A 24,335-nucleotide genomic window follows, 5' to 3' on the forward strand; every position below is an offset into this window, starting at 1 on the left:
ACCCCGACGCACGGGCCCGTGACACCCACCCGTCACGGGCCCGTGCCGTACCCCGAGGACTCGCCATGCCCTACCCCGAGCAGCCCCCCGGGCCCACCGCCGTCCACTACCCCGTCCCCCTCCACCACTCCGCCGTGAGCGCCCCGCTCGCCGCCGCCCCGCCAACCGGGCTCCCGGCCGTGCAGAGCATCCAGCTCCCCGACGGCCGCATCATCACCGGCTACGCCCTCGCCCCCGCCTTGCCCGCCCCCGTGCCGGCCGTACGGCCGGTCCCGGCATGGGCGAAGACCACCGCCCTGCTCGCGCCCACCGTCGGTGGCGGCGTCGCCGCCGCCGGCATCGGACTCTCCTACGCCGCCCCGGGACTCATCGCCATGAGCCACGCCCTGTGGTCCGCCGCCGCCCTCATCGTCGCCGCCGTCACCGCCGTCACCGTCCTCATCCGCACCGCCCGACGCGCCACCGGCAATGGCGGCGGGTCGGGGTCGACGACGCACATCACGCAGAACATCACCGCCACCGGCCTGTTCGGCCGCGCCAACGGCACCATCAACCACCACTAGGAGCGCAACCGATGGCCCACATCCGGATCACCTCCTACGGCACCGGACACGACGACGGCCCGACCGCCCCCGACCCGGTCGTCGTAGACACAACCGCCCTGCACAACCCGCCCGACGACCCCGCTGTCCGCGCCACGCTGACGCAGCTCACCGGACGGCACCCCGACGTCGCCGCCTACGTCCTGGCCACCCCCGGCGCCCACCACCTCCTCGACACCGCCCGCCGCGACATCGAACAGCGCATCGTCCGGGGCGAGCAGCACATCGACGTCCACGTCCACTGCTACGGCGGCCGTCACCGCTCCGTCGCCATCGCGGAACTCCTCGCCGCCGACCTTTCCGTCCTCGACGACTACGTCCACACCCACCACCGCCACATCAACCAGCCGATCCTCCCCGCCCGCACTCCCGCCTAGGAGACCCGCATGCGTCGACTCCGGCCGCGCATCATCGTCGCGACCTGGCCCCGACGGGCCCTGGTCCTGACCGACTCCCCTCGCCCCGACTGCTACGAGTGCCGGGGCGAGGGCGGCCGCGAGCAGGACTACGGCGACCACGAGACCGGTGAATACGCCGGGACCGACTGGATCCCCTGTTTCTGCTGGGACGAGAACCGCCGCTGGACCCTCCTCCCGCTCCTGTCCCTGCCGCGCCGCCGTACCACGGGCAGCGACCCGTGGGCCACACCTGCCGGGTATCGCGACGAACCGCCCTTCTGACCGACCAGCGGGTGCAGTCCTCACCCCCGTCACCACCACCGCCCGCCCGCCGTCGTCGCCATCGACGTCGAGCCGGGCCAGCGCGGCCTGATCGCCGCGTAGCAGCACGAAGGGCGGCCCCCGTCTCGCCAAAGTCCGGGGCCGCCCTCATCTCCCGATCCGCAACAGACCTGTGGAGGTCTCCAGCATGACCCAACCCACCCCGATCCGGCGAGACGGCGAGCCGCCGTCGACGCTCGACGCCGCTCTCAGCGCCGCCGAACGCGGCTGGCACGTCTTCCCGCTCCGCCCCGGCACGAAGCGGCCCGCGCTCCACGGTGAGGAGCAGTGCCCGCGGATCCGGGACTGCGCCGGCGGGCACCGGAAGTGGGAGGACCGTGCCACGACCGACCCGGACCGGATCCGGCGGGCGTGGGCGGACCGCCCGTTCAACGTCGGCATCGCCACCGGCCCGTCCGGGCTGCTCGTGGTGGACCTCGACCTGCCCAAGACCAACGGCAGTCAGGACGCGCCTGACGGCGTGACGACCTTCGAGGCGCTCTGCGAGCGCGCCGGACAGCCCGTCCCCGCCACCTACCGGACGCGGACCGCGAGCGGCGGGACGCACCTCTACTTCACCGCCCCGCCCGGTGTCCGCATGCCCAACTCTGCTGGGAAGCTGGGCAAGTTGATCGACACCCGCGCGTGGGGCGGGTACGTCGTCGCCCCCGGCAGCCTCACCCCCACCGGCCCGTACACGGTCCTCGACGACCGCACCCCCGCACCCCTCCCGGAGTGGCTGCACAGCCTGCTCACCCTGTCCCGCTCGGCGGCATCGTCCCGTGCGGCGGTCGCCGACCGGGCAGTGCGTGCCCAGCGGTACGCGCTGCGCGGTCTGGAGGCCGAGACCGCGAGCGTGGCGGGGGCGATGCAGGGCGAGCGCAACTCCACTCTGCTGTCGGCGGCGCGAGCCCTGGGGCGGTTCGTCGCGTGGGGCGATCTTCCCCGGGACGTGGTTGAGGAGGCTCTTCAACAGGCGGGGGAGGCGGCCGGCCTGGCGCCGAAGGCCTGTGCGGCGACGATCCGCAGCGGGCTGAACTGGTCCATCGCCCACAACCCGCAGCGGCGGGCCGCATGAACCACCCGACCCCTCCCCGCTTGAAGAGCAACACCCGAACCACGCACCAGTCCAGTGCCGCCGAGCAGCCGGTAGCCCCGGTGGCCGTGGGCGCCCAAAGGGTCGTCGCCGAAGGCGTCCCTTCTGGTTCTGACCCGCACCCCACCACCGGGCGCCGGATCGTCGGGATGCTCCACATCACCCTGCCCGACCGTGGAACCGTCCCCGCCGCCACGTCCCGCTGCGAGTGCGGACGGGACCTGTTCGCTACGGGCCACCACCAGGTGCTCGCCCTCGTCGCCGACCACACCGCCCACCGGGCCCTCTGCCCGCTCCTTACCGAAAGGAAGGAAGCCGCATGACCCAGCAGCCCATCGACGGCGCCGCCCTGCTCAACGAGGTGGAGGCGTTCCACCGGCGGTTCAACGTCTTCCCCCGTGAGGCCGCCTACGTCGCCGTCGCCCTGTGGGACGCCCACTCCCACCTCCTCGACGCGTTCGACTCCACCCCGCGGCTCGCGTTCCTGTCCCCGGAGCCCGGCTCCGGCAAGTCCCGGGCGCTGGAGGTCGTCGAGACCCTCGTGCCGCGGCCGATGCTGGCCGTGAATGCGAGGGCCGCCGCCCTGTTTCGGTCCGTCTCCGACCCGGCCGGACGGCCCACGATCCTCTTCGACGAGATCGACACCGTCTTCGGCCCCAAGGCCGGGGACAACGAGGAACTCCGCGGCTTCCTCAACGCCGGACACCGCCGCTCCGGCGTCACCTACCGGTGCATCGGCGACGGCGGTAACCAGACCGTGGTGGAGTTCCCCTCCTACACCGCCGTCGCCGTCGCCGGACTCGGCGGCCTACCCGACACCATCACCACCCGCTCTGTCATCATCCGCATGCGCCGCCGCGCCAGGAACGAGCACGTCGAACCCTTCCGGGCCCGGCTGCACGAATCCGAGGGCAACCAGCTCCGCGACCGGCTCACCCAGTGGGCCGACCAGGTCCGCGAGGACGTCGCCGGACGCTGGCCCGAGATGCCCGACGGGGTCACCGACCGCCCGGCCGACGTCTGGGAGCCCCTGCTGTCCGTCGCCGATGCGGCCGGTGGGGACTGGCCCGAGCGTGCCCGCGCCGCGTGCGTGGAGCTGGTCAACGCGGCCCGCGCCGACGACAAGGGCTCGATCGGCATCCGGCTCCTCACCGACCTCCGTGACCACGTGCTGGTCGGCATCGACCGGCTGCCCACCGTCGCCGTCCTCGACCGGCTCTGCTCCCTCGACGAGGCGCCATGGGCCGACATGAGCGGCCGGCCGCTCGACTCCCGAGGGCTCGCGAAGATGCTGGGGGAGTACATGACCAGCGACAACACCCCGGTCAAGGCCCGCAACATCAAGACCGCCGGGACCGTCCTCAAGGGCTACTACGCCGCCGACCTCCACGACGCGTGGGCCCGCTACTGCCCCCCACCCCTCCTGAGGGCCGCTACCTCCGCTACCTCCGCTACCCCGCAGGTCAGCGGCCCGGAAACGGTAGCGGAAGAGCTCTTCCCGTCCGCTACCTAAGCGCTACCCGCTACCGGCCCCGCGCCCCCAAGGCCGGGGCCGGTAGCGGACACGTCCGCTACCGCTACCCCTCTCCGCTACCTCGATCATGCCCCTGACCAGGGCGGTAGCGGAGGTAGCGGAAGTAGCGGACCTGACAGGAAGGGGCCCAAGGGCCCCGCACCGAGCTGAAGGAGCCTGATGGCCACCGCCAAGACGCCCCAGCCCGTCACCGAACTCCCCGACGAGTACCTCACCCCGGACGACATCGCCTTCAAGTTCAAGGTCCCGCTGGAGACGGTCTACCAGTGGCGCAAGAAGCGCACCGGGCCGCCCGGATTCCGCGTGGGCAAGCACGTCCGGTACGACCCCGCCGAGGTGCGGGCCTGGGTCGCGCAGCAGAGCAGCGCCGACATCGCTGCCTGACTCGGCTCGCTCCCACAACAGATCGAACTTCCTCGGCGCACCCCAGGGTGCGCCGAGCACCTTGAAAGGACCCTCTGCCCCAATGGCCGGCCACATCCAAGACCGCTGGTTCAAGACCTCCTTAGACCCAGACGGAAAGCCCATCCGGGAGAAGACGAGCCGTCATGGCATCGGCATGCGCTACCGCGCCCGGTACGTCGGGCCCGACGGCACCGAGAAGTCCAAGAGCTTCCCCGACAAGCAGAAGCGGCTCGCTGAGAGGTGGCTGAGCGAGACGGCGGCCGACATGGCCCGCGGCCAGTACGTCGACCCCCGCGCGGCCCGAATCACCTTCAAGGGGTACGCCGAGAAGTGGCTCAAGGGACAGACGACCGAGCTGTCGAGTCAGATCGAGGTTGAACGTCGGCTGCGGCTGCACGCCTTTCCCCAAATCGGCGCCCGCCCGCTGGACTCGTTCCGTCCGCAGCACATCCGGGAACTCCTGGCGGCTCTGGAGGCGAGCCCGATCGGCAGCTCGTACGCACGGAACGTCTACAGCGACGTGCGCGCCGTCCTGGCGGCCGCCGTTGACGACGGACTTCTGTCCCGGAATCCCTGCGGAGCGAAGTCCGTGCGCCCTCCTACGAGCGATCCGCGTCGCGTCGTCCCTTGGCTGCCCGACCATGTCCACGCTGTCCGTGCCGCCCTGCCCGAGCGCTACCGGGCGATGGCTGACGTCGGCGCCGGATGCGGGCTCCGGCAAGGCGAGATCGTCGGCCTAGCCGAGGACGCCCTCGACTTCGAGGAGGACGTTCTCCGGGTCAGCCGTCAGGTCAAGCTCATCCGGGGCAAGGCTGTGCTCGCCCCGCCCAAGTGCAACAAGGAACGGGACGTGCCACTCCCCCGGTCCGTCGCGGAGTCACTGCGGCGCCACATGGACGCGTACAAGCCCGTCGAGGTGACACTGCCGTGGCGGAAGCCGGACGGCCCCAAGGTGACCGTGCGGCTGCTCTTCACGAACACCGCGAGCGGGTTGGTCTGGCGGAGCAACTTCAACATCCAGGAGTGGAAGCCCGCCCTGGCCGCGGCCGGCCTCATCCCGGAGCCGGAGGACGGTCAGCCGTACGCCTCGGCGCGTGAGCACGGGATGCACGCGCTGCGGCACTTCTACGCCTCGGTGCTCCTGGACGCGGGCGAGAACATCAAGGCCGTGAGCGAGTACCTGGGTCATGCCGACCCCGGCCTGACGCTCCGGGTGTACGCGCACCTGATGCCGGCCAGCCGCGAGCGGACCCGGAAGGCGATCGACAGGCTCTTTCCGCCCGCTCCTCGCGACGCTGACGGCCCCGAGACGGCCCCGTGAGCTGAACACGGCCCCTGGTCTGCACTGAACATGCAGGTCAGGGGCCCTATCCGGCCCGTCTCCCGGTGAGTTCTCCGGGCTTGGGCATGGTGATACCAGTGTCGCAGACGCGCGCGCGTGGCCCGGTTCACCGGCTCACGCGCGCGTAGCCCACGGTTCACCGGTTCAGGGGGCGGGAGCCCGGGGCTGCGTGCGCGGGATCCTGGAGGTGAAGAAGAGCGCCACGACGGACGCACCGGCCAGGATCGCGAGGGCTGCCCTCAGGCCGTCCAGCCGGGCGGCCTCGTTGGCCTCCAGGGCTGCCTCGGCCACCTTCTCGCTGGTGTCCGCCTCGTCGAGGGCGGTCGTCAGCTGGGCGTCCGAGAGGAACGGGACACCGCTCTGCAACTCGACGACGGCCTGGCTCTTCACCTCGGCCGGGATCGCCTCGTTCCGCTCCACAGCGCCCAGGAACGACGACGTCAGCGCGGCGATCATCAGGGAGCCCGCGAGCGCCGTGCCCATCGAGGACCCGAGGTTGGTGACGGCGTTCTGGATCCCTCCGACCTCCGCGCTCTGCCGATCCGGGACCGCCGACACCGTGACCGAGCCGAGCTGAGAGGCCAGTGCCCCCATCCCGAACCCGATCAGCAGCAGCGGGACGGTGACGATCTCCGCCCCTGCGTCCGCGTCCAGCGCGGCCATCAGGGCGACCGCGCCGGCGAGCAGCGCCGCCACCCCCGTCCGTACCACCCGCCGCGGCGAGACATCGGGGAGGAAACGCGGGATCAGGACCGCGGCGGCCAGCAGCGTCAGCGAGAGCGGCAGGATCCGCGCGCCCGTCTGCAGCGCGGACAGACCGAGGGCCACGGACAGATAGAGCGGGACGACGAAGAAGACGCCCATCTGCACGAGGTACTGGAAGAAGAACATGGTCAGACCGCCGGTGAGCTGCTTGTTCCGCAGCATGGCCGGGTCGACGAGCGGCTCCCGGCCCCGCTCGACGAGCCGGGCCTCCCAGCGGAGGAACAGGTACAGCAGGAGCAGACCCGCGATCATCAGCCACACGGTCATCGACACCCCGAGCCATGCGGGCGCGTCGGCCTTCGGCCGGACCCAGCCCCATTCGTCCGAGCGCAGGACGCCGTAGACGAAGACCCCGAGCCCGGCGGCGGAGAGGACGGCGCCGACGAGATCGATGCGCGGGTGGTTCTCGTCGGCGGCGTCGGTGATGCGGCGGGCGAACACCAGGATGACGAGCACGAGCAGGACCTCGCCGGCGAAGACCCAGCGCCAGGAGAAGTAGGTCGTGGCGACACCGCCGATGAGCGGTCCGAGCCCGATGGCCACGGCGCCCGCCGCCGCCACGATGCCGTACGCCGCGGCGCGGCCTTCGGTGGGGAAGTTGCCGGCCACCAGCGCCACGATCGACGGCAGGATGAGCGCCGCCCCGATGCCTTCGAGGAACGACCAGCCGAGCAGCAGAACGGGGAGGTTCGGCGCGAGCGCCGTGGTCAGTGAGCCGAAGCCGTAGATCACGCAGCCGATCATGAACGCGCGCCGACGGCCGATCAGCACCCCGACCTTGCCTCCGGGGATCATGAACATCGCCATCACCAGCGTGTAGGCGGTGATGGCGCCCTGGATCCCGGTCACCGTCGTGCCCACGTCGTCGGCCACGGTCGCGATCGCCACGTTCATGACGGAGCTGTCCAGGGCCATCAGGAACTGGCCCGCCGCGAGGGTCAACAGGACGAGTCGCGCGCCCGCGGGCGCGCCGCCCGCGCCTGCCTTGGATGCCATGACCGCATTGTGTCCATATGCAGGGATTTCGGCTCGGCGACCGCGCTCATACGCGTGAGGGCCCGCCACCCGCTGGAGGGGTGACGGGCCCTTACGGCAGACGCGTACGGATCAGGCCGAACCGACGAAGATCACGAACAGCAGCCACACGACCGGAGCCGTCGGCAGCAGCGAGTCCAGCCGGTCCATGATCCCGCCGTGTCCCGGAAGCAGGGTGCCCATGTCCTTGATGCCCAGGTCCCGCTTGATCATCGACTCGCCGAGGTCGCCGAGCGTCGCACTCGTCGCCACCGCGAGTCCCAGCAGCAGACCCTGCCACCAGCTGCCGTCGTCGATCATGAACTCCATGCAGAGCGCGCCCGCCGCCATCGCGAACGTCACAGCGCCGACCAGACCCTCACGGGTCTTTCCGGGACTGATCCTCGGCGCCAGCTTGTGCTTGCCGAAGCGCCAGCCGATCGCGTACGCCCCGGTGTCGCTGACCACGGTCAGGATCAGGAAGGTCAGCACCCGCTGCGGGCCATCGTCGGCGGTGAGCATCAACGCCACGAACGTCGCCAGGAACGGCACGTAGAACGCCGCGAACACACCCGCCGTGACGTCCTTCAGATAGCCCTCGGGAGGCTCTGTCATCCGCCAGACGAGCACCGCGAGCGCCGTGAGCGCCATCGCCACCCAGGCGCCCTCGGGACCCCGGACGTAACCGGCGACGACCATCGCCGCACCGCCGACCGCGAGCGGGACCAGCGGCGCCTTGATCGCCTTGCGCTCCTGGAGGCGGGAGGTCAGCTCCCAGAGCCCGACCACCACGGCGACCGCTATCACCCCGACGAACGCCGGCTTCCAGATGAACAGCGACGCGATGATGACGGCCCCGAGGCCGACCCCGACCCCTATGGCCGCGCCCAGATCACGCCCCGCGCTCTTCTTCTGCCGTGGCGCCGTCGGCGCGGGCGGCGGAGGCGGGGTGGGGCTGGGCATGGGCTCCTGCGGGTGCTCGTGCGGCGTCTCGTCACGGAACAGGGGACCGCTCGGGTGAGCGGCCCCCCGTCCGTGACCGTCCTGGAATCCGCCGGCGGGAACGTCGGGCACGATGGGCATGGGCCGAGTCTGCGCCGCCTGATGCCGATCGTATGCGGGACCCGCCGGGGCGGGCCCCTGGTCGGGTCCCCCACGGCCGGAACCGGCCGGGGCCCCCCAGGAAGAGTCGTTCATCAGACCTCGAGCAGCTCGGCTTCCTTGTGCTTGAGCAGCTCGTCCACCTGCGAGACGTACTTCGCGGTGGTGTCGTCGAGCTCCTTCTCGGCGCGGCGGCCCTCGTCCTCGCCGACCTCGCCGTCCTTGACGAACTTGTCGATGGTCTCCTTGGCCTTGCGGCGGACCGAGCGGATCGAGATCTTCGAGTCCTCGGCCTTGGTCTTGGCGACCTTGATGTAGTCCCGGCGGCGCTCCTCGGTCAGCTCGGGGAACACCACCCGGATGATGTTGCCGTCGTTGCTCGGGTTGACGCCGAGGTCCGAGTCGCGGATCGCCTGCTCGATGTTGCGCAGCGCGGTCTTGTCGAACGGGGTCACCACGGCCATCCGGGGCTCCGGAACGGAGAAGGAGGCCAGCTGGTTGATGGGGGTGATGGCGCCGTAGTACTCCGCCACGATCTTGTTGAACATCGCCGGGTGCGCACGGCCGGTGCGGATCGCGGCGAAGTCCTCCTTGGCGACCACGACGGCCTTCTCCATCTTCTCCTCGGCCTCGAGGAGGGTCTCTTCGATCACCACATGCTCCTGCGTGTCGTCGCGTTGTGTCCTGCACGGTGTACGACCGGCAGGGCTCTGTCCATCCCCTTGCGGGGCGGTTCCCCGGTTCGGGTCAGGCCCGGGTGCCCTGGTCGCTCACGAGCGTGCCGATCTTCTCACCCTTCACCGCGCGCGCGATATTGCCCTCGGTGAGCAGTTCGAAGACGAGGATCGGGAGCTTGTTGTCCCGGCACAGGGTGATGGCGGTGGCGTCGGCGACCTTGAGGTCGCGGGAGAGCACCTCGCCGTACTCCAGCGCGTCGAACTTGACCGCGTTGGGGTTGGCCTTCGGGTCGGAGTCGTAGACGCCGTCCACGCCGTTCTTGCCCATGAGCAGGGCCTCGGCGTCGATCTCCAGGGCGCGCTGGGCGGCGGTGGTGTCCGTGGAGAAGTACGGCATGCCCATGCCCGCACCGAAGATGACCACGCGGCCCTTCTCCAGGTGGCGCACGGCGCGCAGCGGGATGTACGGCTCGGCGACCTGGCCCATGGTGATGGCGGTCTGGACGCGGGAGTCGATGCCTTCCTTCTCCAGGAAGTCCTGGAGGGCGAGGCAGTTCATCACGGTGCCGAGCATGCCCATGTAGTCGGAGCGGGCCCGGTCCATGCCGCGCTGCTGGAGCTCGGCGCCGCGGAAGAAGTTTCCGCCGCCGATCACCACCGCGATCTCCGCGCCGTCGCGGACGACGGCCGCGATCTCACGCGCGATGGCGTGCACGACATTGGGGTCGACGCCCAGGCCCGTACCGCCGGAGAAGGCTTCTCCGGACAGCTTCAGCATGTAGCGGCCGGCCATTTTGCCGTTGTTGTCGTCGCCCTGTACGGCGTGCTGGTTCATGGAGATCTCCTCGTGCACATACGAAGGAGGCCATTGCCCTGGGTCCTCGCGGGTATCCCGTGCGGCAATGGCCTCCTCGTCAGATCTGCGGTCGTCCTGCGCGTGCGCGGTCGACTGCCTCAGACCCTACCGGGGTCCGGTGTCCGTCGCGTTCGCGTACGGACTCAGATGCCGACCTTGATGCGGGTGAAGCGCTTCAGGGTGACACCGGCCTCGTCCAGGATCTGCTGGACCGACTTCTTGTTGTCAAGGGCGTACGGCTGACCGAGCAGCGTCGCGTCCTTGAAGAAGCCGTTCACGCGACCCTCGACGATCTTCGGGAGCGCGGCCTCGGGCTTGCCCTCGGCGCGGGTGGTCTCCTCGGCGACGCGACGCTCGGTCTCGACGACCTCGGCCGGAACGTCCTCACGGGTGAGGTACTTCGGCGCGAAGGCGGCGATGTGCTGGGCGACACCCTTGGCGACGGCGGCGTCGGCCTTGTCGAACTCGACGAGGACACCGATCTGCGGCGGGAGGTCCGGCATCGTGCGGTGCATGTACGCGAAGACGAAGCCGTCGGCGTACTGCGCGAAGCGGTCCAGGACGATCTTCTCGCCGAGGTTGGCGTTGGCCTCGTCGACGAACGCCTGCACGGTCTTGCCGGCCTCGATCTCGGAGGCGAGCAGCGCCTCCAGGTCGGCCGGGGCGGTGGCGGCGACGTGCGCGGCGAGCTGGTTGGCGACGGCCTGGAACTTGTCACCCTTGGCGACGAAGTCCGTCTCGCACTTCAGCTCGACGAGGACACCGGAGGTGTTGTCGTCGGCGATGAGGGAGACCACGGCGCCGTTCTCGGCGGAGCGGCCCTCGCGCTTGGCGACGCCCTTCTGGCCCTTGATGCGCAGGGCCTCGACGGCCTTGTCGACGTTGCCGTCGGCCTCGTCGAGGGCCTTCTTGCAGTCCATCATGCCGGCGCCGGTGAGCTCGCGGAGCTTCTTGACGTCAGCGGCGGTGTAGTTCGCCATGAGTCTGTTTCTCTCTCGAAGTCTGAAAGATCGGGCGGGTCCACGGGTGGACGGCGGGGGCCTCGTGAGCCCCCGCCGTCGTCACCCGAAGGTCCTGAAGGGTCAGGCCTGCTCGGCGTCCGCGGCCGGAGCCTCGGCGGCCTCGGCGGCAACCTCAGCCGGGGCGTCGGCGGCCTCGGCGTCGGCGACCTTCTCGGTCTCGGCGGAGGTCTGCACCTCAGCGTCGTCGGCCTTCTTCTCACCCTCGAGCAGGTCGCGCTCCCACTCGGCGAGGGGCTCGCCGGCGGCCTTCTCGCCCGGCTTCGAGTCGCCGGTCGCGGCGCCGGAGCGGGCGATGAGGCCCTCGGCGACGGCGTCGGCGATCACGCGGGTGAGCAGGGTGACGGAGCGGATCGCGTCGTCGTTGCCCGGGATCTTGTAGTCGACCTCGTCGGGGTCGCAGTTGGTGTCGAGGATCGCGACGACCGGGATGTGGAGCTTGCGCGCCTCACCGACGGCGATGTGCTCCTTCTTGGTGTCGACGATCCAGACGGCGCTCGGCACCTTCTGCATCTCGCGGATACCACCGAGGGTCTTCTCCAGCTTGGCCTTCTCGCGGGAGAGGACCAGGAGCTCCTTCTTGGTGAGGCCGGAGGCGGCCACGTCCTCGAAGTCGATCTGCTCGAGCTCCTTGAGGCGCTGCAGACGCTTGTAGACGGTGGAGAAGTTGGTGAGCATGCCACCGAGCCAACGCTGGTTGACGTACGGCATGCCGACACGCGTCGCCTGCTCGGCGATGGCCTCCTGGGCCTGCTTCTTCGTACCGACGAACATGATGGAGCCGCCGTGCGCGACGGTCTCCTTGACGAACTCGTAGGCGCGGTCGATGTACGACAGCGACTGGAGCAGGTCGATGATGTAGATGCCGTTGCGCTCGGTGAAGATGAAGCGCTTCATCTTCGGGTTCCAGCGACGGGTCTGGTGACCGAAGTGGACGCCGCTCTCCAGCAGCTCCCGCATCGTGACGACGGCCATGGCCGTATCTCCTTGAGTTTCTCGGTTATGTTCCTGACGCCCCGACGCGCCATGCCCGCAAGGGACCGAAAGGCGCTGCCACGACCGGTGAGGGTAGTGGCGGGGCGTGCGAAGTCGACCCGGTGACCCGGGTCGCCATAGGAAGTGTACGGGAACCCGGGAGCAGCGGGTGACGGCACTGTCCACAACCCGCGAGCAGTCCACAGATACCGTCCGCGACCCCCGTGAACCGGACGTGCGCGGGAGCGTTCTCCCATGCACCTCACGGCACTGATCCTCACCCTCGGTCTCCTGTGGCCGGTGGGCCCGCCACCCCCGGAGATCCTCCGCGGCTGGCAGCCGCCACCGGGCCCCTACGCGGCCGGCCACCGCGGCGTCGACCTGGCCGCACCACCGGGCACCCCGGTCCTGGCGCCCACCGCGGGCACGGTCACCTTCGCGGGCCCGGTCGGCGGCCGCGGGGTCCTCACCCTCACCCTGCCGAACTCGGGCGCTCCCCCGCTGCGCACCACGTTCACCCCGGTGACTCCGCTGGTGGAGCCCGGCACGCGGGTCCCGGCCGGCACCCCGATCGCCCGGGTCGCCCCCGGCACGCACTGTCCGGAGAGCTGCCTCCACTGGGGCCTCCTCAGAGGCGACCAGTACCTGAACCCGCTGCTCCTGACCGCGCGCGCTCCGTCCCGCCTGCTGCCGATGGGGACGCCTTCGTGAGCGGTCAGGGCACTCCCGCCTGAGCCGTCAGGGCTGGGTGCCGTTGACCCCGTGGAGGGCCATCGTGACCGCCGCCTCGGCGATCTCCGCGGGGTCCTCGGCCGCGCCGAGTTCGATGCGGCGGACCGCGGCGTCGACGACGCCCTGGAGGAGCATGGCGCCAAGCCGGGGCTGGGGCTGGCCCAGGGCGGCGAGGGCTTCGACGATCATGGCGACGAGGCCGCCGTGGGCCGCGCGGATCTTCTCGCGGGCGCCGTCGTCGAGCTCGCTCGCCGAGATGGCGACGACCGCGCGGTGCCGGCGGTCGCCGACGAGCTCCAGCTGCTTGCGGACGTAGGCCTCGACCTTGCCCTGGGGGGTGCCAGCGCCGTCCATGGCGAACTCGACCTCGGCGGCCCAGACGGGGAAGTCGACGGCGCACAGCTCTTCGACGACGGCCGCGCGCGATCGGAAGTACTCGTACACCGAGGAGCGGGCGAGGCCCGTGCGCTCGGCGAGGGCGGGGAAGGTCAGCGCCTCCGTACCGCCCTCGGACAGCAGGGAACGCGCGGCGTCCAGGAGGGCGCCGCGCTGCATCGTCCGGTGCTCGGCCACCGAGGCCGCTCGAATCCTGGGCACGGCTCCACTGTACGACCGGCTCGCCTCCGGTCAGCGTCCGACGTCGGCCAGCTTGGCGCGGAGCTGGAGGACGGACTTGGTGTGGATCTGGCTGACACGGCTCTCGGTGACGCCGAGGACGTGGCCGATCTCGGCGAGGGTGAGGCCCTCGTAGTAGTAGAGCGTGACGACGGTCTTCTCCCGCTCGGGGAGCGTGTTGATGGCGCGCGCGAGCAGTCGGCGCAGCTCACGGTCCTCGGCGACCTCGACGGGGTTGTCCGCGGCGGTGTCCTCGAGGGTGTCCATCAGGGAGAGCCGGTCACCGCCCTCGCCGCCGACGTGCAGCAGCTCTTCGAGGGCGACGACGTTCGCCAGGGACAACTGGCTGAAAACCGCGTGCAGTTCCTCCAGCGTGATGTCCATCTCCGCGGCGACCTCGGTCTCAGAGGGGGTGCGCCGGAGCTGGGCTTCGAGGGTGGCGTACGCGCGCTCGACGTTGCGGGCCTTCTGGCGGACGGAGCGGGGGATCCAGTCGAGGGCGCGGAGTTCGTCGATCATGGCGCCGCGGATGCGGGTGATGGCGTACGTCTCGAACTTGATCGCGCGCTCGACGTCGAACTTCTCGATGGCGTCGATGAGGCCGAAGACGCCGGAGGAGACGAAATCGGCCTGTTCCACATTGGACGGCAGGCCGACGCTGACTCTTCCGGCGACGTATTTGACGAGGGGCGAGTAGTGCAGGATCAGCTGTTCCCGCAGCCGCTCGTCTCCCGTGTCCTTGTACGACCGCCACAGTTCGTCGAGGGAGGTCGGTGCGGGTGGTCGCACGGTGCCCCGGGCTGCTGGGGGCACCGCAGCGCGGTCAGACCCGGAGGTGTGCTGGGGCATGCGTTGCCTTGAGCCGTTCTGCTGTCGGGTGCGTCGGTGTGGGTGTCCTGGACGGAATCCTGGTGAGCGTAGCGTGAGTGCGCGGTCGCGGTGCGCGAACATCGGCGGATCGCGCCGCTCCGGGTGGACGCCGTCGGCCACACCTTCGAACCCGGGCCGTGGCGCGTGTCGGCCCCTCGGGTGCGGCCGAGAGAACTCGATTGTTCATCGGCATCACCTTTTCACCCGAATGCGCCAGGTCAAGTACCGCCTCGCCGCGCGTTCGACACGGGTGTTGTCGTGTTCGTCAACTGCCAGCCGTCTCCGTGTCGTTCGACGAAGCCGAGGGAGTGGAGTTCGTACAGCTTGGCGAGGGTGTCGTCGGGGGTGGTTCCGGCGCGGCGGGCGATGACGGTGGTGGGGGTGGGGCCGCGGGCGGGGATCGCTTCGAGGATGTGCGCCGTGGCGGGGGCGAGGAGGTCGCGCGGGAGGACGGGTCCCCGGCGCGCCGGGGCGAGCTGACCCATGTCGCCGACGAGTTCGACGATCTCGTCGGCGTCGGTGACGAGGGTGGCGTCGCCGCGGAGGAGTTCATGGACGCCGGCGGAGAGTGCGCTGGTCACGGGGCCGGGGACGCCCATGGTGTGGCGACCGAGGCGCGCGGCGGCGCGGGCGGTGACGAGGGAGCCGCTGCGGTGTTGGGCCTCGATCACGACGGTGCCTCGGGTGAGGGCGGCGATGACCCGGTTGCGGAGGATGAAGCGGCTGGGGGTGGGGTGACTCTCGGGCGGCAACTCCCCTACGACGAGGCCCTGTTCGGCGACACGGCGGATCAGCTGGTCGTGGCCGCGGGGGTACGGCGTGTCGACGCCGCAGGCGAGGACGGCGACGGTGGCTCCGCCTGCGGCGAGTGCGCCGCGGTGGGCGGCTCCGTCGATGCCGTAGGCGGCTCCGGAGACGACGACCCAGCCTTGGCGGGCGAGGCCGGTGGCGAGGTCGGCGGCGGTGTGGGCGCCGTACGGGGTGCAGGCGCGGGCGCCGACGAGGGCCACGGAGCGGAGGGCCCAGGTGCGCAGGTCGGCGGGGCCTCGGACCCAGAGGCCGAGGGGGCGGGTGTCCGCGAGGTCGTCGAGTTGGCGGGGCCATTCGGTGTCGCCGGGGACGAGGAAGCGTCCGCCGAGGTCGTGGATGGTGGCGAGGTCGCGGGTGGGGTCGGCGGCGGTGGCGCGGAGTCGCCAGGAGGCGACCCTTCTGGGCGCGGTGCCGGGGAAGGGGTCTGCTTCGCCGTCTCCCCGGGGAGCGGGCGTGGTGTCGAGCAGCCGGTCGAGGAAGCCGGTGGCGCCGTAGCGCTGGAGCCAGCGGCCGGCGTGTTCGTCGCCGGGCTCGACGGCGCGGCTGAGCGTGGCCCGGGCCAGCCGCTCGCCGAGGGAGGCGGTGCCGGGGGTTTCGGGGCGGGGGTCGGAGGCGGGGGTGGTCATGCGCGGTCCCCCGCTCCGACGGGCACACCGCGGGCGATGCCGGTGCGCAGTTCGAGGGCGAGGGCGATGTCCTCGCTGTCGGGGCGGTCGTGTCCGGCGAGGTCGGCGACGGTCCAGGCGACGCGGAGGACCCGGTCGAGACCGCGGGCGGTGAGGAGTCCGCGTTCGATGTCGCGTTCGGCGGTGGCGAGGGCTCCGGGGGCGGCGAGGTAGCGGGTGCGGAGTTCGTGTCCGGGGATCTCGCTGTTGACGCTCCAGGGGGTGTCCCCGAGGCGGGCGGTGGCGCGGGCGCGCGCTTCGCGGACGCGTTCGGCCACGACCGCGGTGGTCTCGCCGCGGCCGCCCTGGCCGAGGAGGTCGGCGCGGGTGACGGGTTCGACGTCGACGCGGAGGTCGACACGGTCGAGGAGCGGTCCGGAGAGGCGTGCCTGGTAGCGCCGGACGAGTGCGGCGGGGCATTCGCAGCCGGCGCCGTTCAGGGTGTGGCGTCCACAGGGGCAGGGGTTGGCCGCGAGAGCGAGGAGGAAGCGGGCGGGGAGGCGGACGACTCCGGCGGCTCGGGCGATGACGACATGCCCGGATTCGAGGGGCTGACGGAGGGCGTCGAGAGCCTTTCCGGAGAATTCCGGGGCTTCGTCCAGGAAGAGGATGCCGCGGTGGGCGAGGGAGACGGCGCCGGGCCTGGGGAGGCCGTTTCCGCCGCCGACGAGGGACTGCATGGTGGCGGAGTGGTGGGGCGCGCAGTAGGGGGCGCGGCGGACGAGAGGCTCGCCGGGCGGGAGGATGCCCGCGACGGAGTGGACGGCGGTGACTTCAAGGGATTCCTGCCGTGTGAGGGGCGGGAGGATGCCGGGAAGGCGTTCGGCCAGCATCGTCTTTCCGGCGCCGGGTGGGCCGGAGAGCAGGAGGTGGTGGCTGCCCGCGGCGGCGACTTCGAGGGCGCGGCGGGCTCGGTGCTGCCCGGCGACGTCGGTGAGGTCGGGGCCTTCGGCGGGGTCGGTGGGGTCGGCGGCGAGTCCGGTGCCGAGGCCGGCGCCGGGGACGAGGAGTCCGGCGAGCATGGCGTCGGGTCGGCCGGCCTCGGTGGGTTCCTCCTCGGGGACGGGTTCGTCGGTGAGGACGGCGATCAGCTGGCGGAGGCTGCGGACGCCGAGGACGGAGACGCCCGGGACGAGGGCGGCTTCGCCGGCGGTCTGTTCGGGGACGACGACCTGGCGGTATCCGGCGTCGGCGGCGGCGAGGACGGCGGGGAGGATGCCGCGGACGGGCCGGACGCGTCCGTCGAGGCCGAGTTCTCCGATGAGGACGAGGTCGGCGATGGCGCGCGGGTCGATGCGCTCGGCGGCGCCGAGCACCGCCGCCGCGACGGCGAGGTCGAAGCCTGATCCCCCCTTCGGGACGGATGCGGGGCTGAGTCCGACGGTGAGTTTCTTCTGGGGCCATTCGGCGCCGGAGTTGACGACGGCGGCGCGGACGCGGTCGCGGCTCTCGGTGAGGCTCTTGTCGGGGAGGCCGACGAGGGTGAAGGCGGCGACGCCGGGTTCGAGGTCGGCCTGGACCTCGACGACGACGCCTTCGACGCCGACGAGGGCGACGGAGCAGGTGCGGGCGAATCCCATCTCAGGCCACCCCCTGGGCGTGGGTGAGGAGCGGGGCGCCGCGGCGGGGCAGGACGATGCCGATGAGGTCGATGCGGACGCCCCCGAAGGGGGCGGGGATGCCGTTGCGGTCGAGCCAGCAGGCGGCGAGGCGTCGGAGCCGGTCCGCCTTGCGGGGTGTGACGGCGGCCATCGGGTGTTCGTACGCGCCGTCGCGCCGGGTCTTGACCTCGCAGATGACGAGGGTGTCGCCGTGGCGGGCGACGATGTCGATCTCGCCGGTCCGGCCGCAGCGCCAGTTGCGGGCGAGGATGTGCATGCCGGTCGCGGTGAGCAGGCGGGCGGCCAGCTCTTCCCCGTACCGTCCGAGTGCTTGGGTCCTGTTCATGCGGTACCACCTCCGTCACCGACTGTGACGGAGAGGAGGGGACCGCGTGCGGCGCTGTGGACGGCCGGGGGTCTGTGGAAAACCCGCTCACCCTTGCGGGCGAGCGGGTTCAGCTGCCGGGGAGTTCGAGGTCGCTCTTGTTGAGCTCCTCGATGTTCACGTCCTTGAAGGTCAGAACGCGGACCTGCTTGACGAACCTGGCCGGCCTGTACATGTCCCAGACCCAGGCGTCGGCCATGCTGACCTCGAAGAAGACCTCGCCCTGGACCGAGTGCACCTGCATCTCGTAGTCATTGGTGAGGTAGAAGCGGCGCTCGGTCTCGATCACGTATTTGAACAGCCCGACGACATCGCGGTACTCCCGGTAGAGCTTCAGCTCCATCTCGGTCTCGTACTTCTCGAGGTCCTCGGCGCTCATGGCATGTTCCCCTTCAGCCGTGCGTCCCCCTATTGTGCGCCAGGCGGACGCGCCCCTAAACGATTTCCGGGGCGAGAACCACCGGTGCACGCGGAGGTCCCTCGTCGAGCAGCGTGCGCAGCAGCTCGGCGAGTCTGGTCGGGTACACCGTCTCACGGGCCGCCGACAGTTCGGCGGAGGTCCACCATCTGAGGCCCGCGAGGCTGCGGTTCTCCAGTTCGGTGAGGGCCTGGGGCCGGGGTGCGGCCTCGGTTCTCCGGGTGCGGGCGAGGTAGTACCACTCGTCCTGGTCCCAGCGGCGCCCGTCGAAGGGGAACGAGCAGTACCGCGTCCAGAGCACGGGCCCGAGGTCGATGTCGGTGATGCCGGTCTCCTCGGCGAGCTCGCGCAGGGCGGCCTCCTGCCGGGTCTCGTCGCCCTCCAGGCCTCCGCCCGGCGTGAACCACCAGGTCCGACCGGGGTCGTCGGGCTCGTACCCGTGCAGGAGGAGGATGCGGTCGTCGGGGTCGAGCAGGACGACCCGCGCGACCTGTCGGACCTCGGCGCGAGGGGCGGCCCCCGGCGCGGTGCCGGGCTCGCCGCACGGCCCGGCACCGGGCCCCTGCGTCTGCGGTGCCGCGGAGTCCGTCATGTACCCACCTTCTCCCGTGCCCCGGCCGCGGTGCCCGTCGATCGGCGCTCGGTGAGCCGGCCGGCCAGCCGTACCGCCGGCCCGTACGCACCCCCGAGCAGCACCAGCACGCCTCCGGCCGCGATCGCGCCCAGGAGGGACATGACGGGGCCGGGCTCCGAGATCCCGCCGGGAAGCCCGGCGAAGCCCGTCGGGCGGTCCAGGAGGCCCTTGGCGGGCCAGACCACGGCGTCGACCCTGGCGATCACGGAGGAGCGGGGCACGGAGCCCTGTCCGGCCTCTTCCATGTGCGTACGGGAGTCGAGCGAGGTGTGCCGGTCGTCGCCGAGGAGGAAGAGGTTGCCGGCCGGGACAGTGACGGAGAAGTCCGTACCGGAGGCGATGACCCTGCCGCCCGCTCCGGGTCGCAGGTAGGGCTCGTCGACGGGCTTGCCGTTGACGGTGAGGCGGCCGTCGGCCTCGCAGCAGGCGACGGTGTCACCGCCGACGGCGACGACCCGCTTGACCGTGGGCACGTTGCCCCAGAGGGGGTCGGTGAAGACGACGACGTCGCCGCGCCGCACCTCGTCGCCGTCGACGCGCTGGGCGAGGATCTTGGATCCGACGTCGAGGGTGGGGGTCATGGAGTCGGTGGGGACGGAGTACGGCTGGTAGAGCAGGGCTCCCCAGACGAAGCCGCCGAGGAAGAGCACACAGCCGACGGCCACGGCCAGCCCCGACAGCACGCTGCCGAGGCGGCCGTGGCCGCCCTTGGTCCGTATGTTTCCGCTCATGTGCGCACCCCGTAGGTCTGTCGGCGGACCGTTGGTCTGTCGACGGTCCGGGACGGCACCCTACCCGCGGGTCACTACTCGGCGGTATGCCGTGCGGCGACCTTCTTCCGGCGCCACAGGACCAGCGGGAGCGCTCCGGCGAGACCGGCCGCGCCGAGCGGGGCGGCGGCCATGGCCTGGTTGAGGGCGGGCTGGTCGAAGATGTCGGGCACCGGGAGGGTGGCCCAGCGGGTGACCGGCCAGGCGATGACGACGGCGCGGCCCACGACCTCGTCGTCGGAGACGGTGCCGCCACCGGGGAGCTGCTGGTGGAAGCGGGAGTCGAGGGAGTTCTGGCGGTTGTCGCCCATGACCCAGATGCGGTTCTCGGGGACCTTGATCGGGCCGAAGGAGTCCTGGCAGGGGACGGAGCCGGGGTAGAGGTACGCCGTCTCGTCGAGCGCGACGCCGTTGAGGACGACCTTGCCGCCCTCCTTGCAGGACACGGTGTCGCCGCCGACGGCGATGACCCGCTTGATGAGGTCCTTCTCCTCCGCGGACGGCATGAGTCCGATGAAGCTGAGGAACTTCTGCACGACGTTGGGCGTGGGGGTGTCCTGGCCCTCGAGCCAGCCGCCCGGGTCGTGGAACACGACGACCTCGCCGCGCTCGGGCTCGGAGCCGAACCAGGGGGTCAGCTTGTCGACGAGGACCCGGTCGCCCTTCTGGAGGGTGTTCATCATCGATTCCGACGGGATCGAGAACGCCTGCACCAGGAAGGTCTTGATCAGCAGCGCGAGGACGAGCGCGATGCCGACGAGAAGGGGCAGTTCCTTCCAGAAGGAACGCTGCTTCTTGGGGCTCCGGCCGGAGCCGCCCGCCGTCTCGTCGCCGTCGTCCGGCGCCCCATCGCCCGGTGCCCCGCCACTCGGCGGCTGCGCCTGCCCGTCATCCGTCACGTCGTCACCCGTCGTGTCATCGCCGAAGGCCCCGCCGGCCCTCTTGTCGGGCTCATCGTGTCCGGATCGTGCGCCGACGGCCAAATCCCCCACATCCACTCCTCAGTCCGTGCGTTCGCCTGCCCCGGAACAGGGACAGGCCCACCACTCCCATAACGAGCAGAAGTTCCGCAGGGGTCGGGAGCCCGGAGAATCCGTTGAGATTCCGCTGGGACACACTATGCGACGGACCGAGCGCGGCCTCGGAACTCGTACGGGCGTCCGGTACGGCGGCGAACGTCCCGCGTTCCTCCAGGCCCCGCCAGTGTGCGACGGGCCAGATGATCGCCACGGCACGGCCCACGACCTGCTCCTCGGAGACGGTGCCGTGGTCCTTCTCGTCGAGGTGGAAGCGGGAGTCGGCCGAGTCGGAGCGGTGGTCGCCGAGGACGAAGATCCGGCCCTGCGGGACCTTCACCTCGAAGGGGATGGTCGACGGCTCGTTCCCCGGGTGCAGATACGGCTCGTCGAGCGGTACGCCGTTGACGGTGATCCGCCCGTCCTTGCCGCAGCAGCGGACGGTGTCGCCCCCGACGGCGACGACCCGCTTGATGAGGTCCCGGTCGTCGGCGGAGGGCAGCAGCCCGATGAAGGTCAGCGCCTGCTTGGCCTGCTTGACGCCGACCGGGTCGTCGGCGGGCGGCGTGGCCTCCTGCTGGAGCCAGTTGCCGGGGTCCTTGAAGACGACGACGTCGCCGCGCTGCGGGCGGGAGCCGAACCAGGGGGTCAGCTTGTCGACGAGGACCCGGTCGGAGATGCGGATCGTCTGTTCCATGGAGCCGGAGGGAATGACGAACGCCTGGACCAGGAAGGTCTTCAGGACGAGCGCGATGAGCACGGCCACCGTGATCAGGATGGGGATCTCGCGGATCGCGGAGCGCTGCCGGCGCCGCTTGACCTTGCGGGCGAGTCTGCGCCGCTCGGCCCGGCCCGGCAGGGGCGGGGCCTGCTCGGGTCCCTGGTCGGTGGCGCGCCCGGTGCCGCCCGGCGGTCGTCCCCGGCTACCCATGGGGTGCCGTTCCGTGTCCGCCGGCAGGCGCGGCGGGTACGGCGTCGAAGGCGTCGGTCTCCTGGACCGTGGACCAGCGGCCGAAGGGCCAGGCGATCCAGTCGGCGCGGCCCACGACCTTGTCGACGGGGACCATGCCGCCGCCGGGGCTGCCGAGGTGGTCCCGGGAGTCGCTGGACTGGCTGCGGTGGTCGCCCATGACCCAGAGCCTGTCCTGCGGGACGACGATGTCGAAGGGCACGCTGGACGGCTGGTCGCCGAACATCACGTAGCGCTCCTCGACGGGGACGCCGTTGACGGTGAGCCGGCCGTTCTTGTCGCAGCAGACGACCCGGTCGCCGCCGATGCCGACGACCCGCTTCACGAAGTCGGTCTCGTCGGGTTCGGCGAGCCCGAGGGCGGCCGCGCCGTCGTGCAGGAGTCCGGTGACGGGGTGGTGCCGGGGCTGTTCGCGTACGAAGGATCCGGTGCCGTCGAAGACGACGACGTCGCCCCGGCCCGGCTCACCGCCGAAACGGTACGCCAGCTTGTTGACCAGGATCCGGTCGCCGACCTGGAGGGTCGGTTCCATGGAGCGGCTGGGGATCAGGAAGGGCTGCATCACGAAGTGACTCACGAGCAGCAGGAACGCCACGCAGGCGCCGCCCACGAGGGCCGTACGCCGCCAGGACGGAGCGGTCCCGGAGTCCTCGGAAACGCGCGCGGAGCGCGACCCGTCCTCCGTGTCGGAAGAGGGGTCGCGCTCCGTGTGCTGTGCTTCGGTGTCCATCGGTGGCAGAGCCTATCCGGCCTGCCTGTGCGAGGGCTCGGAAGCGTCGAGCGTGCCGGGAGCCTGAGCTCAGCGGTCGCGCTTCTCCTTGATCTTGGCAGCCTTGCCGCGCAGCTCACGCAGGTAGTAGAGCTTGGCGCGACGGACGTCACCGCGGGTCACGAGCTCGATCTTCTCGAAGATCGGGCTGTTCACCGGGAAGGTGCGCTCGACGCCGACGGAGAACGAGACCTTGCGGACCGTGAAGGTCTCGCTGACGCCCGAACCCTGGCGACGGATGACGACGCCCTTGAACTGCTGGATACGCGAGCGGTTGCCTTCGATGACGCGCACGTGGACGTTCACGGTGTCGCCGGGGCGGAAGGCGGGGAGGTCGGAGCGGAGCGAACCCGCGTTGACCTGGTCGAGCAGGGAGGCCATGGAGGTCTCTTTCCTCGCTGATGCCACAGGTCATCAGCGGTACGTTCGAAGTGATTCGGAAGATCGTCCGGTCCTGGCGGCGTCGTTCCCCCTGTGGCAGGGGCGCGCGCCGGACGGACGACAGCGGCCTATTCTTCCACGTCGTCGAGCTTGCGCCAAAATCGGCCGCCGGGCTCGGGCGCCCAGCCCATCATCGAGAGGATCTCGCGGTCCTTCTTGTCGAAGGCGGCGGGGTCGCAGCGCTCGATGAGATCGGGCCGGTGGGCGGCGGTACGGCGGAAGGCCTCGTCGCGTCGCCAACGGGCGATCTTGCCGTGGTGCCCGCTGAGGAGGACGTCGGGGATGCCCCGGCCGCGCCACTCGGGGGGCTTGGTGTAGACGGGGCCTTCGAGGAGGTTGGCCATGGCGCCGGGGGCGAAGGAGTCGTCCCGGTGGGACTCGGCGTTGCCGAGGACACCGGGCAGGAGGCGGGCGACGGCCTCGGTGACGACGAGGACGGCGGCCTCCCCGCCGGCCAGGACGTAGTCGCCGATGGAGACCTCGTAGACGGGCATCCGGGTCGCGTACTCGTCCATGACGCGGCGGTCGATGCCCTCGTAGCGGGCCGGGGTGAAGATCAGCCAGGGCCGCTCGGAGAGCTCGACGGCGAGCTCCTGGGTGAAGGGACGGCCGCTGGGCGTCGGGACGACGAGGACGGGGCCGTGGGCGCCGCTCTCGTAGCCGTCGGCGAGCGTCTGGTCGAGCGCGTCGCCCCAGGGGTCGGTCTTCATGACCATGCCGGGGCCGCCGCCGTACGGGGTGTCGTCGACGGTGTTGTGCCGGTCGTACGTCCAGTCCCGCAGGTCGTGGACGTGGACGTCGAGCTGTCCACGCGCGCGGGCCTTGCCGACGAGGGAGACGTTCAGCGGTTCGAGGTACTCGGGGAAGATCGTGACGACGTCGAGCCTCATGCCTGGTCCTCACCGGACGCGTCGTCGGACTTCTCGTCGGACTTCTCGTCGGACTTCTCGTCGGACTCGTCGCGGGAGGAGACGATCTCGGCGCGGTCGTCGATCAGTCCGGGCGGCGGGTCGATGACGGCCCGCTGCTCCTCCAGGTCGATCTCGGTGACGATCGACTCGACGAACGGGATCATCAGCTCGGTGCCGTCGGGGCGCTCGACGATGAAGAGGTCCTGGGACGGCAGGTGGGAGATCTCGGTGATGCGGCCGATCTCGGTGCCGTCGGCGAGCACCACGTCCAGGTCCATGAGCTGGTGGTCGTAGTACTCGTCCTCCTCCTCGGGCATCTCCGTGGGGTCGACCTCGGCGATGAGGAGGATGTTGCGCAGTGCCTCGGCGGCGTTGCGGTCGCGGACGCCCTCGAAGCGCAGCAACAGCCGGCCGCTGTGCACCCGGCCGGTCTCGATGGTCAGCGGCCCGGCGGAGGCCGGGTCGGTGCGCAGTACGGCACCGGGACCGAGCCTGAGTTCGGGCTCGTCCGTGCGTACCTCGACGGTGACCTCGCCCTTGATCCCGTGGGCGCGGCCGATCCGCGCGACTACCAACTGCACTGCTCCACACTCTCCTGTCACACAGCTCGTACGACGCGAACG

Annotated in this window: 29 protein-coding genes; 9 read left to right on the forward strand and 20 right to left on the reverse strand. The window is 71.0% G+C overall.

What is annotated here, in order from left to right; genetic code table 11:
- Positions 1–65 precede the first annotated feature (65 nt).
- The 8 genes from N5875_RS10920 (at position 66) to N5875_RS10955 (ending at position 5,677) form a co-directional block, all read left to right on the forward strand.
- The gene (locus N5875_RS10920) at positions 66–563 is read left to right on the forward strand and encodes a hypothetical protein (protein ID WP_338493360.1); all 498 of its coding nucleotides are present in this window, start codon (positions 66–68) and stop codon (positions 561–563) included.
- Positions 564–574: 11 nt separating this feature from the next.
- Positions 575–979, forward strand: coding sequence for an RNase adapter RapZ (locus N5875_RS10925; protein ID WP_338493362.1), 405 nt, complete (start codon positions 575–577; stop codon positions 977–979).
- A gap of 9 nt (positions 980–988) precedes the next feature.
- A complete protein-coding gene (locus N5875_RS10930; protein WP_338493364.1) occupies positions 989–1,282 on the forward strand; it encodes a hypothetical protein in 294 nt (97 codons plus the stop codon).
- Between the two features lie 187 nt (positions 1,283–1,469).
- On the forward strand, positions 1,470–2,399 hold the full coding sequence (locus N5875_RS10935; protein ID WP_338493366.1) for a bifunctional DNA primase/polymerase: 930 nt from the start codon (positions 1,470–1,472) through the stop codon (positions 2,397–2,399).
- A gap of 20 nt (positions 2,400–2,419) precedes the next feature.
- A complete protein-coding gene (locus N5875_RS10940; RefSeq protein ID WP_338493368.1) occupies positions 2,420–2,740 on the forward strand; it encodes a hypothetical protein in 321 nt (106 codons plus the stop codon).
- Positions 2,737–3,930 (forward strand): DUF3631 domain-containing protein, encoded by a 1,194-nt coding sequence (locus N5875_RS10945; protein WP_338493370.1) that lies wholly within the window; start codon positions 2,737–2,739, stop codon positions 3,928–3,930. The genes N5875_RS10940 and N5875_RS10945 overlap by 4 nt, the downstream gene beginning before the upstream one ends.
- Positions 3,931–4,110: 180 nt before the next feature.
- Entirely contained in the window at positions 4,111–4,335 is a 225-nt protein-coding gene (locus N5875_RS10950) for a helix-turn-helix domain-containing protein (RefSeq protein ID WP_338493372.1), read from the forward strand.
- 82 nt (positions 4,336–4,417) lie between these two features.
- Positions 4,418–5,677, forward strand: a complete 1,260-nt coding sequence (locus tag N5875_RS10955) for a site-specific integrase (protein ID WP_338493374.1) — start codon at positions 4,418–4,420, stop codon at positions 5,675–5,677.
- 165 nt (positions 5,678–5,842) lie between these two features.
- On the opposite strand, the gene N5875_RS10960 is transcribed toward N5875_RS10955, so the two are convergent.
- The 6 genes from N5875_RS10960 to rpsB form a co-directional block, all read right to left on the reverse strand.
- Positions 5,843–7,459 (reverse strand): MFS transporter, encoded by a 1,617-nt coding sequence (locus N5875_RS10960; protein WP_338493376.1) that lies wholly within the window; start codon positions 7,457–7,459, stop codon positions 5,843–5,845.
- Between the two features lie 111 nt (positions 7,460–7,570).
- Positions 7,571–8,674, reverse strand: a complete 1,104-nt coding sequence (locus tag N5875_RS10965; RefSeq protein WP_338493377.1) for a phosphatidate cytidylyltransferase — start codon at positions 8,672–8,674, stop codon at positions 7,571–7,573.
- Positions 8,674–9,231, reverse strand: coding sequence for a ribosome recycling factor (frr, locus tag N5875_RS10970; RefSeq protein ID WP_318207662.1), 558 nt, complete (start codon positions 9,229–9,231; stop codon positions 8,674–8,676). Before frr ends, N5875_RS10965 begins: the two co-directional genes overlap by 1 nt.
- A 94-nt stretch (positions 9,232–9,325) precedes the next feature.
- Positions 9,326–10,090, reverse strand: coding sequence for a UMP kinase (pyrH, locus tag N5875_RS10975; protein ID WP_318207663.1), 765 nt, complete (start codon positions 10,088–10,090; stop codon positions 9,326–9,328).
- 164 nt (positions 10,091–10,254) lie between these two features.
- Entirely contained in the window at positions 10,255–11,091 is an 837-nt protein-coding gene (tsf, locus tag N5875_RS10980) for a translation elongation factor Ts (RefSeq protein WP_148006367.1), read from the reverse strand.
- A 102-nt stretch (positions 11,092–11,193) separates the two neighbouring features.
- Positions 11,194–12,105 (reverse strand): 30S ribosomal protein S2, encoded by a 912-nt coding sequence (rpsB, locus tag N5875_RS10985; protein ID WP_318207664.1) that lies wholly within the window; start codon positions 12,103–12,105, stop codon positions 11,194–11,196.
- 255 nt (positions 12,106–12,360) lie between these two features.
- Between rpsB and N5875_RS10990 the strand changes: the two genes are divergently transcribed.
- A complete protein-coding gene (locus tag N5875_RS10990) occupies positions 12,361–12,816 on the forward strand; it encodes a M23 family metallopeptidase (protein ID WP_338493381.1) in 456 nt (151 codons plus the stop codon).
- Positions 12,817–12,843: 27 nt separating this feature from the next.
- On the opposite strand, the gene N5875_RS10995 is transcribed toward N5875_RS10990, so the two are convergent.
- From N5875_RS10995 to rimM, 14 genes are all read right to left on the reverse strand, one after another.
- Complete coding sequence (locus N5875_RS10995; protein WP_318207952.1) at positions 12,844–13,392, reverse strand: helix-turn-helix domain-containing protein; 549 nt, start codon at positions 13,390–13,392, stop codon at positions 12,844–12,846.
- A 72-nt stretch (positions 13,393–13,464) separates the two neighbouring features.
- Positions 13,465–14,301, reverse strand: coding sequence for an RNA polymerase sigma factor WhiG (gene whiG, locus N5875_RS11000; RefSeq protein WP_318207666.1), 837 nt, complete (start codon positions 14,299–14,301; stop codon positions 13,465–13,467).
- A 239-nt stretch (positions 14,302–14,540) separates the two neighbouring features.
- The gene (dprA, locus tag N5875_RS11005) at positions 14,541–15,758 is read right to left on the reverse strand and encodes a DNA-processing protein DprA (protein ID WP_338493384.1); all 1,218 of its coding nucleotides are present in this window, start codon (positions 15,756–15,758) and stop codon (positions 14,541–14,543) included.
- Entirely contained in the window at positions 15,755–17,377 is a 1,623-nt protein-coding gene (locus tag N5875_RS11010) for a YifB family Mg chelatase-like AAA ATPase (protein WP_318207668.1), read from the reverse strand. The genes dprA and N5875_RS11010 overlap by 4 nt, the downstream gene beginning before the upstream one ends.
- A gap of 1 nt (position 17,378) precedes the next feature.
- Positions 17,379–17,744 carry a YraN family protein gene (locus N5875_RS11015; RefSeq protein ID WP_318207669.1) on the reverse strand — a complete coding sequence of 122 codons (366 nt, stop codon included), beginning with the start codon at positions 17,742–17,744 and terminating at the stop codon, positions 17,379–17,381.
- A gap of 109 nt (positions 17,745–17,853) precedes the next feature.
- The gene (locus N5875_RS11020) at positions 17,854–18,162 is read right to left on the reverse strand and encodes a DUF2469 domain-containing protein (RefSeq protein WP_005311352.1); all 309 of its coding nucleotides are present in this window, start codon (positions 18,160–18,162) and stop codon (positions 17,854–17,856) included.
- Between the two features lie 55 nt (positions 18,163–18,217).
- Positions 18,218–18,793: an NUDIX hydrolase gene (locus N5875_RS11025; protein ID WP_338493393.1), complete on the reverse strand. Its 576-nt coding sequence runs from the start codon at positions 18,791–18,793 to the stop codon at positions 18,218–18,220.
- A complete protein-coding gene (gene lepB, locus N5875_RS11030) occupies positions 18,790–19,566 on the reverse strand; it encodes a signal peptidase I (protein ID WP_338493395.1) in 777 nt (258 codons plus the stop codon). The genes N5875_RS11025 and lepB (N5875_RS11030) overlap by 4 nt, the downstream gene beginning before the upstream one ends.
- A gap of 74 nt (positions 19,567–19,640) precedes the next feature.
- Positions 19,641–20,588, reverse strand: a complete 948-nt coding sequence (gene lepB / locus N5875_RS11035; RefSeq protein WP_318207953.1) for a signal peptidase I — start codon at positions 20,586–20,588, stop codon at positions 19,641–19,643.
- A complete protein-coding gene (gene lepB, locus N5875_RS11040) occupies positions 20,557–21,552 on the reverse strand; it encodes a signal peptidase I (protein ID WP_338493397.1) in 996 nt (331 codons plus the stop codon). Before lepB (N5875_RS11040) ends, lepB (N5875_RS11035) begins: the two co-directional genes overlap by 32 nt.
- Positions 21,545–22,321 (reverse strand): signal peptidase I, encoded by a 777-nt coding sequence (gene lepB, locus N5875_RS11045; protein ID WP_318207673.1) that lies wholly within the window; start codon positions 22,319–22,321, stop codon positions 21,545–21,547. The genes lepB (N5875_RS11040) and lepB (N5875_RS11045) overlap by 8 nt, the downstream gene beginning before the upstream one ends.
- A gap of 69 nt (positions 22,322–22,390) precedes the next feature.
- Positions 22,391–22,741, reverse strand: a complete 351-nt coding sequence (gene rplS / locus N5875_RS11050) for a 50S ribosomal protein L19 (RefSeq protein ID WP_015036473.1) — start codon at positions 22,739–22,741, stop codon at positions 22,391–22,393.
- 128 nt (positions 22,742–22,869) lie between these two features.
- Positions 22,870–23,691, reverse strand: coding sequence for a tRNA (guanosine(37)-N1)-methyltransferase TrmD (gene trmD / locus N5875_RS11055; RefSeq protein ID WP_318207674.1), 822 nt, complete (start codon positions 23,689–23,691; stop codon positions 22,870–22,872).
- Positions 23,688–24,293 carry a ribosome maturation factor RimM gene (gene rimM / locus N5875_RS11060; RefSeq protein ID WP_338493400.1) on the reverse strand — a complete coding sequence of 202 codons (606 nt, stop codon included), beginning with the start codon at positions 24,291–24,293 and terminating at the stop codon, positions 23,688–23,690. Before rimM ends, trmD begins: the two co-directional genes overlap by 4 nt.
- Between the last annotated feature and the right edge of the window lie 42 nt (positions 24,294–24,335).

It is taken from the genome of Streptomyces sp. SJL17-4, from assembly GCF_036826855.1.
Lineage (GTDB): Bacteria > Actinomycetota > Actinomycetes > Streptomycetales > Streptomycetaceae > Streptomyces.

What these genes read in the sequence shown, in the direction of transcription:
- whiG (WP_318207666.1), bottom strand. Translation starts at nt 14,301, where the DNA reads ATGCCCCAGCACACCTCCGGGTCTGACCGCGCTGCGGTGCCCCCAGCA.
- N5875_RS10930 (WP_338493364.1), top strand. Translation starts at nt 989, where the DNA reads ATGCGTCGACTCCGGCCGCGCATCATCGTCGCGACCTGGCCCCGACGG.
- tsf (WP_148006367.1), bottom strand. Translation starts at nt 11,091, where the DNA reads ATGGCGAACTACACCGCCGCTGACGTCAAGAAGCTCCGCGAGCTCACC.
- dprA (WP_338493384.1), bottom strand. Translation starts at nt 15,758, where the DNA reads ATGACCACCCCCGCCTCCGACCCCCGCCCCGAAACCCCCGGCACCGCC.
- N5875_RS10920 (WP_338493360.1), top strand. Translation starts at nt 66, where the DNA reads ATGCCCTACCCCGAGCAGCCCCCCGGGCCCACCGCCGTCCACTACCCC.
- rplS (WP_015036473.1), bottom strand. Translation starts at nt 22,741, where the DNA reads ATGGCCTCCCTGCTCGACCAGGTCAACGCGGGTTCGCTCCGCTCCGAC.
- lepB (WP_338493397.1), bottom strand. Translation starts at nt 21,552, where the DNA reads ATGGGTAGCCGGGGACGACCGCCGGGCGGCACCGGGCGCGCCACCGAC.
- rpsB (WP_318207664.1), bottom strand. Translation starts at nt 12,105, where the DNA reads ATGGCCGTCGTCACGATGCGGGAGCTGCTGGAGAGCGGCGTCCACTTC.
- N5875_RS11010 (WP_318207668.1), bottom strand. Translation starts at nt 17,377, where the DNA reads ATGGGATTCGCCCGCACCTGCTCCGTCGCCCTCGTCGGCGTCGAAGGC.
- pyrH (WP_318207663.1), bottom strand. Translation starts at nt 10,090, where the DNA reads ATGAACCAGCACGCCGTACAGGGCGACGACAACAACGGCAAAATGGCC.
- N5875_RS10960 (WP_338493376.1), bottom strand. Translation starts at nt 7,459, where the DNA reads ATGGCATCCAAGGCAGGCGCGGGCGGCGCGCCCGCGGGCGCGCGACTC.
- N5875_RS10955 (WP_338493374.1), top strand. Translation starts at nt 4,418, where the DNA reads ATGGCCGGCCACATCCAAGACCGCTGGTTCAAGACCTCCTTAGACCCA.
- N5875_RS11015 (WP_318207669.1), bottom strand. Translation starts at nt 17,744, where the DNA reads ATGAACAGGACCCAAGCACTCGGACGGTACGGGGAAGAGCTGGCCGCC.
- N5875_RS10925 (WP_338493362.1), top strand. Translation starts at nt 575, where the DNA reads ATGGCCCACATCCGGATCACCTCCTACGGCACCGGACACGACGACGGC.
- N5875_RS10990 (WP_338493381.1), top strand. Translation starts at nt 12,361, where the DNA reads ATGCACCTCACGGCACTGATCCTCACCCTCGGTCTCCTGTGGCCGGTG.
- N5875_RS10935 (WP_338493366.1), top strand. Translation starts at nt 1,470, where the DNA reads ATGACCCAACCCACCCCGATCCGGCGAGACGGCGAGCCGCCGTCGACG.
- N5875_RS10945 (WP_338493370.1), top strand. Translation starts at nt 2,737, where the DNA reads ATGACCCAGCAGCCCATCGACGGCGCCGCCCTGCTCAACGAGGTGGAG.
- trmD (WP_318207674.1), bottom strand. Translation starts at nt 23,691, where the DNA reads ATGAGGCTCGACGTCGTCACGATCTTCCCCGAGTACCTCGAACCGCTG.
- N5875_RS11025 (WP_338493393.1), bottom strand. Translation starts at nt 18,793, where the DNA reads ATGACGGACTCCGCGGCACCGCAGACGCAGGGGCCCGGTGCCGGGCCG.
- N5875_RS10995 (WP_318207952.1), bottom strand. Translation starts at nt 13,392, where the DNA reads ATGCAGCGCGGCGCCCTCCTGGACGCCGCGCGTTCCCTGCTGTCCGAG.
- lepB (WP_338493395.1), bottom strand. Translation starts at nt 19,566, where the DNA reads ATGAGCGGAAACATACGGACCAAGGGCGGCCACGGCCGCCTCGGCAGC.
- N5875_RS10950 (WP_338493372.1), top strand. Translation starts at nt 4,111, where the DNA reads ATGGCCACCGCCAAGACGCCCCAGCCCGTCACCGAACTCCCCGACGAG.
- N5875_RS11020 (WP_005311352.1), bottom strand. Translation starts at nt 18,162, where the DNA reads ATGAGCGCCGAGGACCTCGAGAAGTACGAGACCGAGATGGAGCTGAAG.
- N5875_RS10965 (WP_338493377.1), bottom strand. Translation starts at nt 8,674, where the DNA reads ATGAACGACTCTTCCTGGGGGGCCCCGGCCGGTTCCGGCCGTGGGGGA.
- lepB (WP_318207673.1), bottom strand. Translation starts at nt 22,321, where the DNA reads ATGGACACCGAAGCACAGCACACGGAGCGCGACCCCTCTTCCGACACG.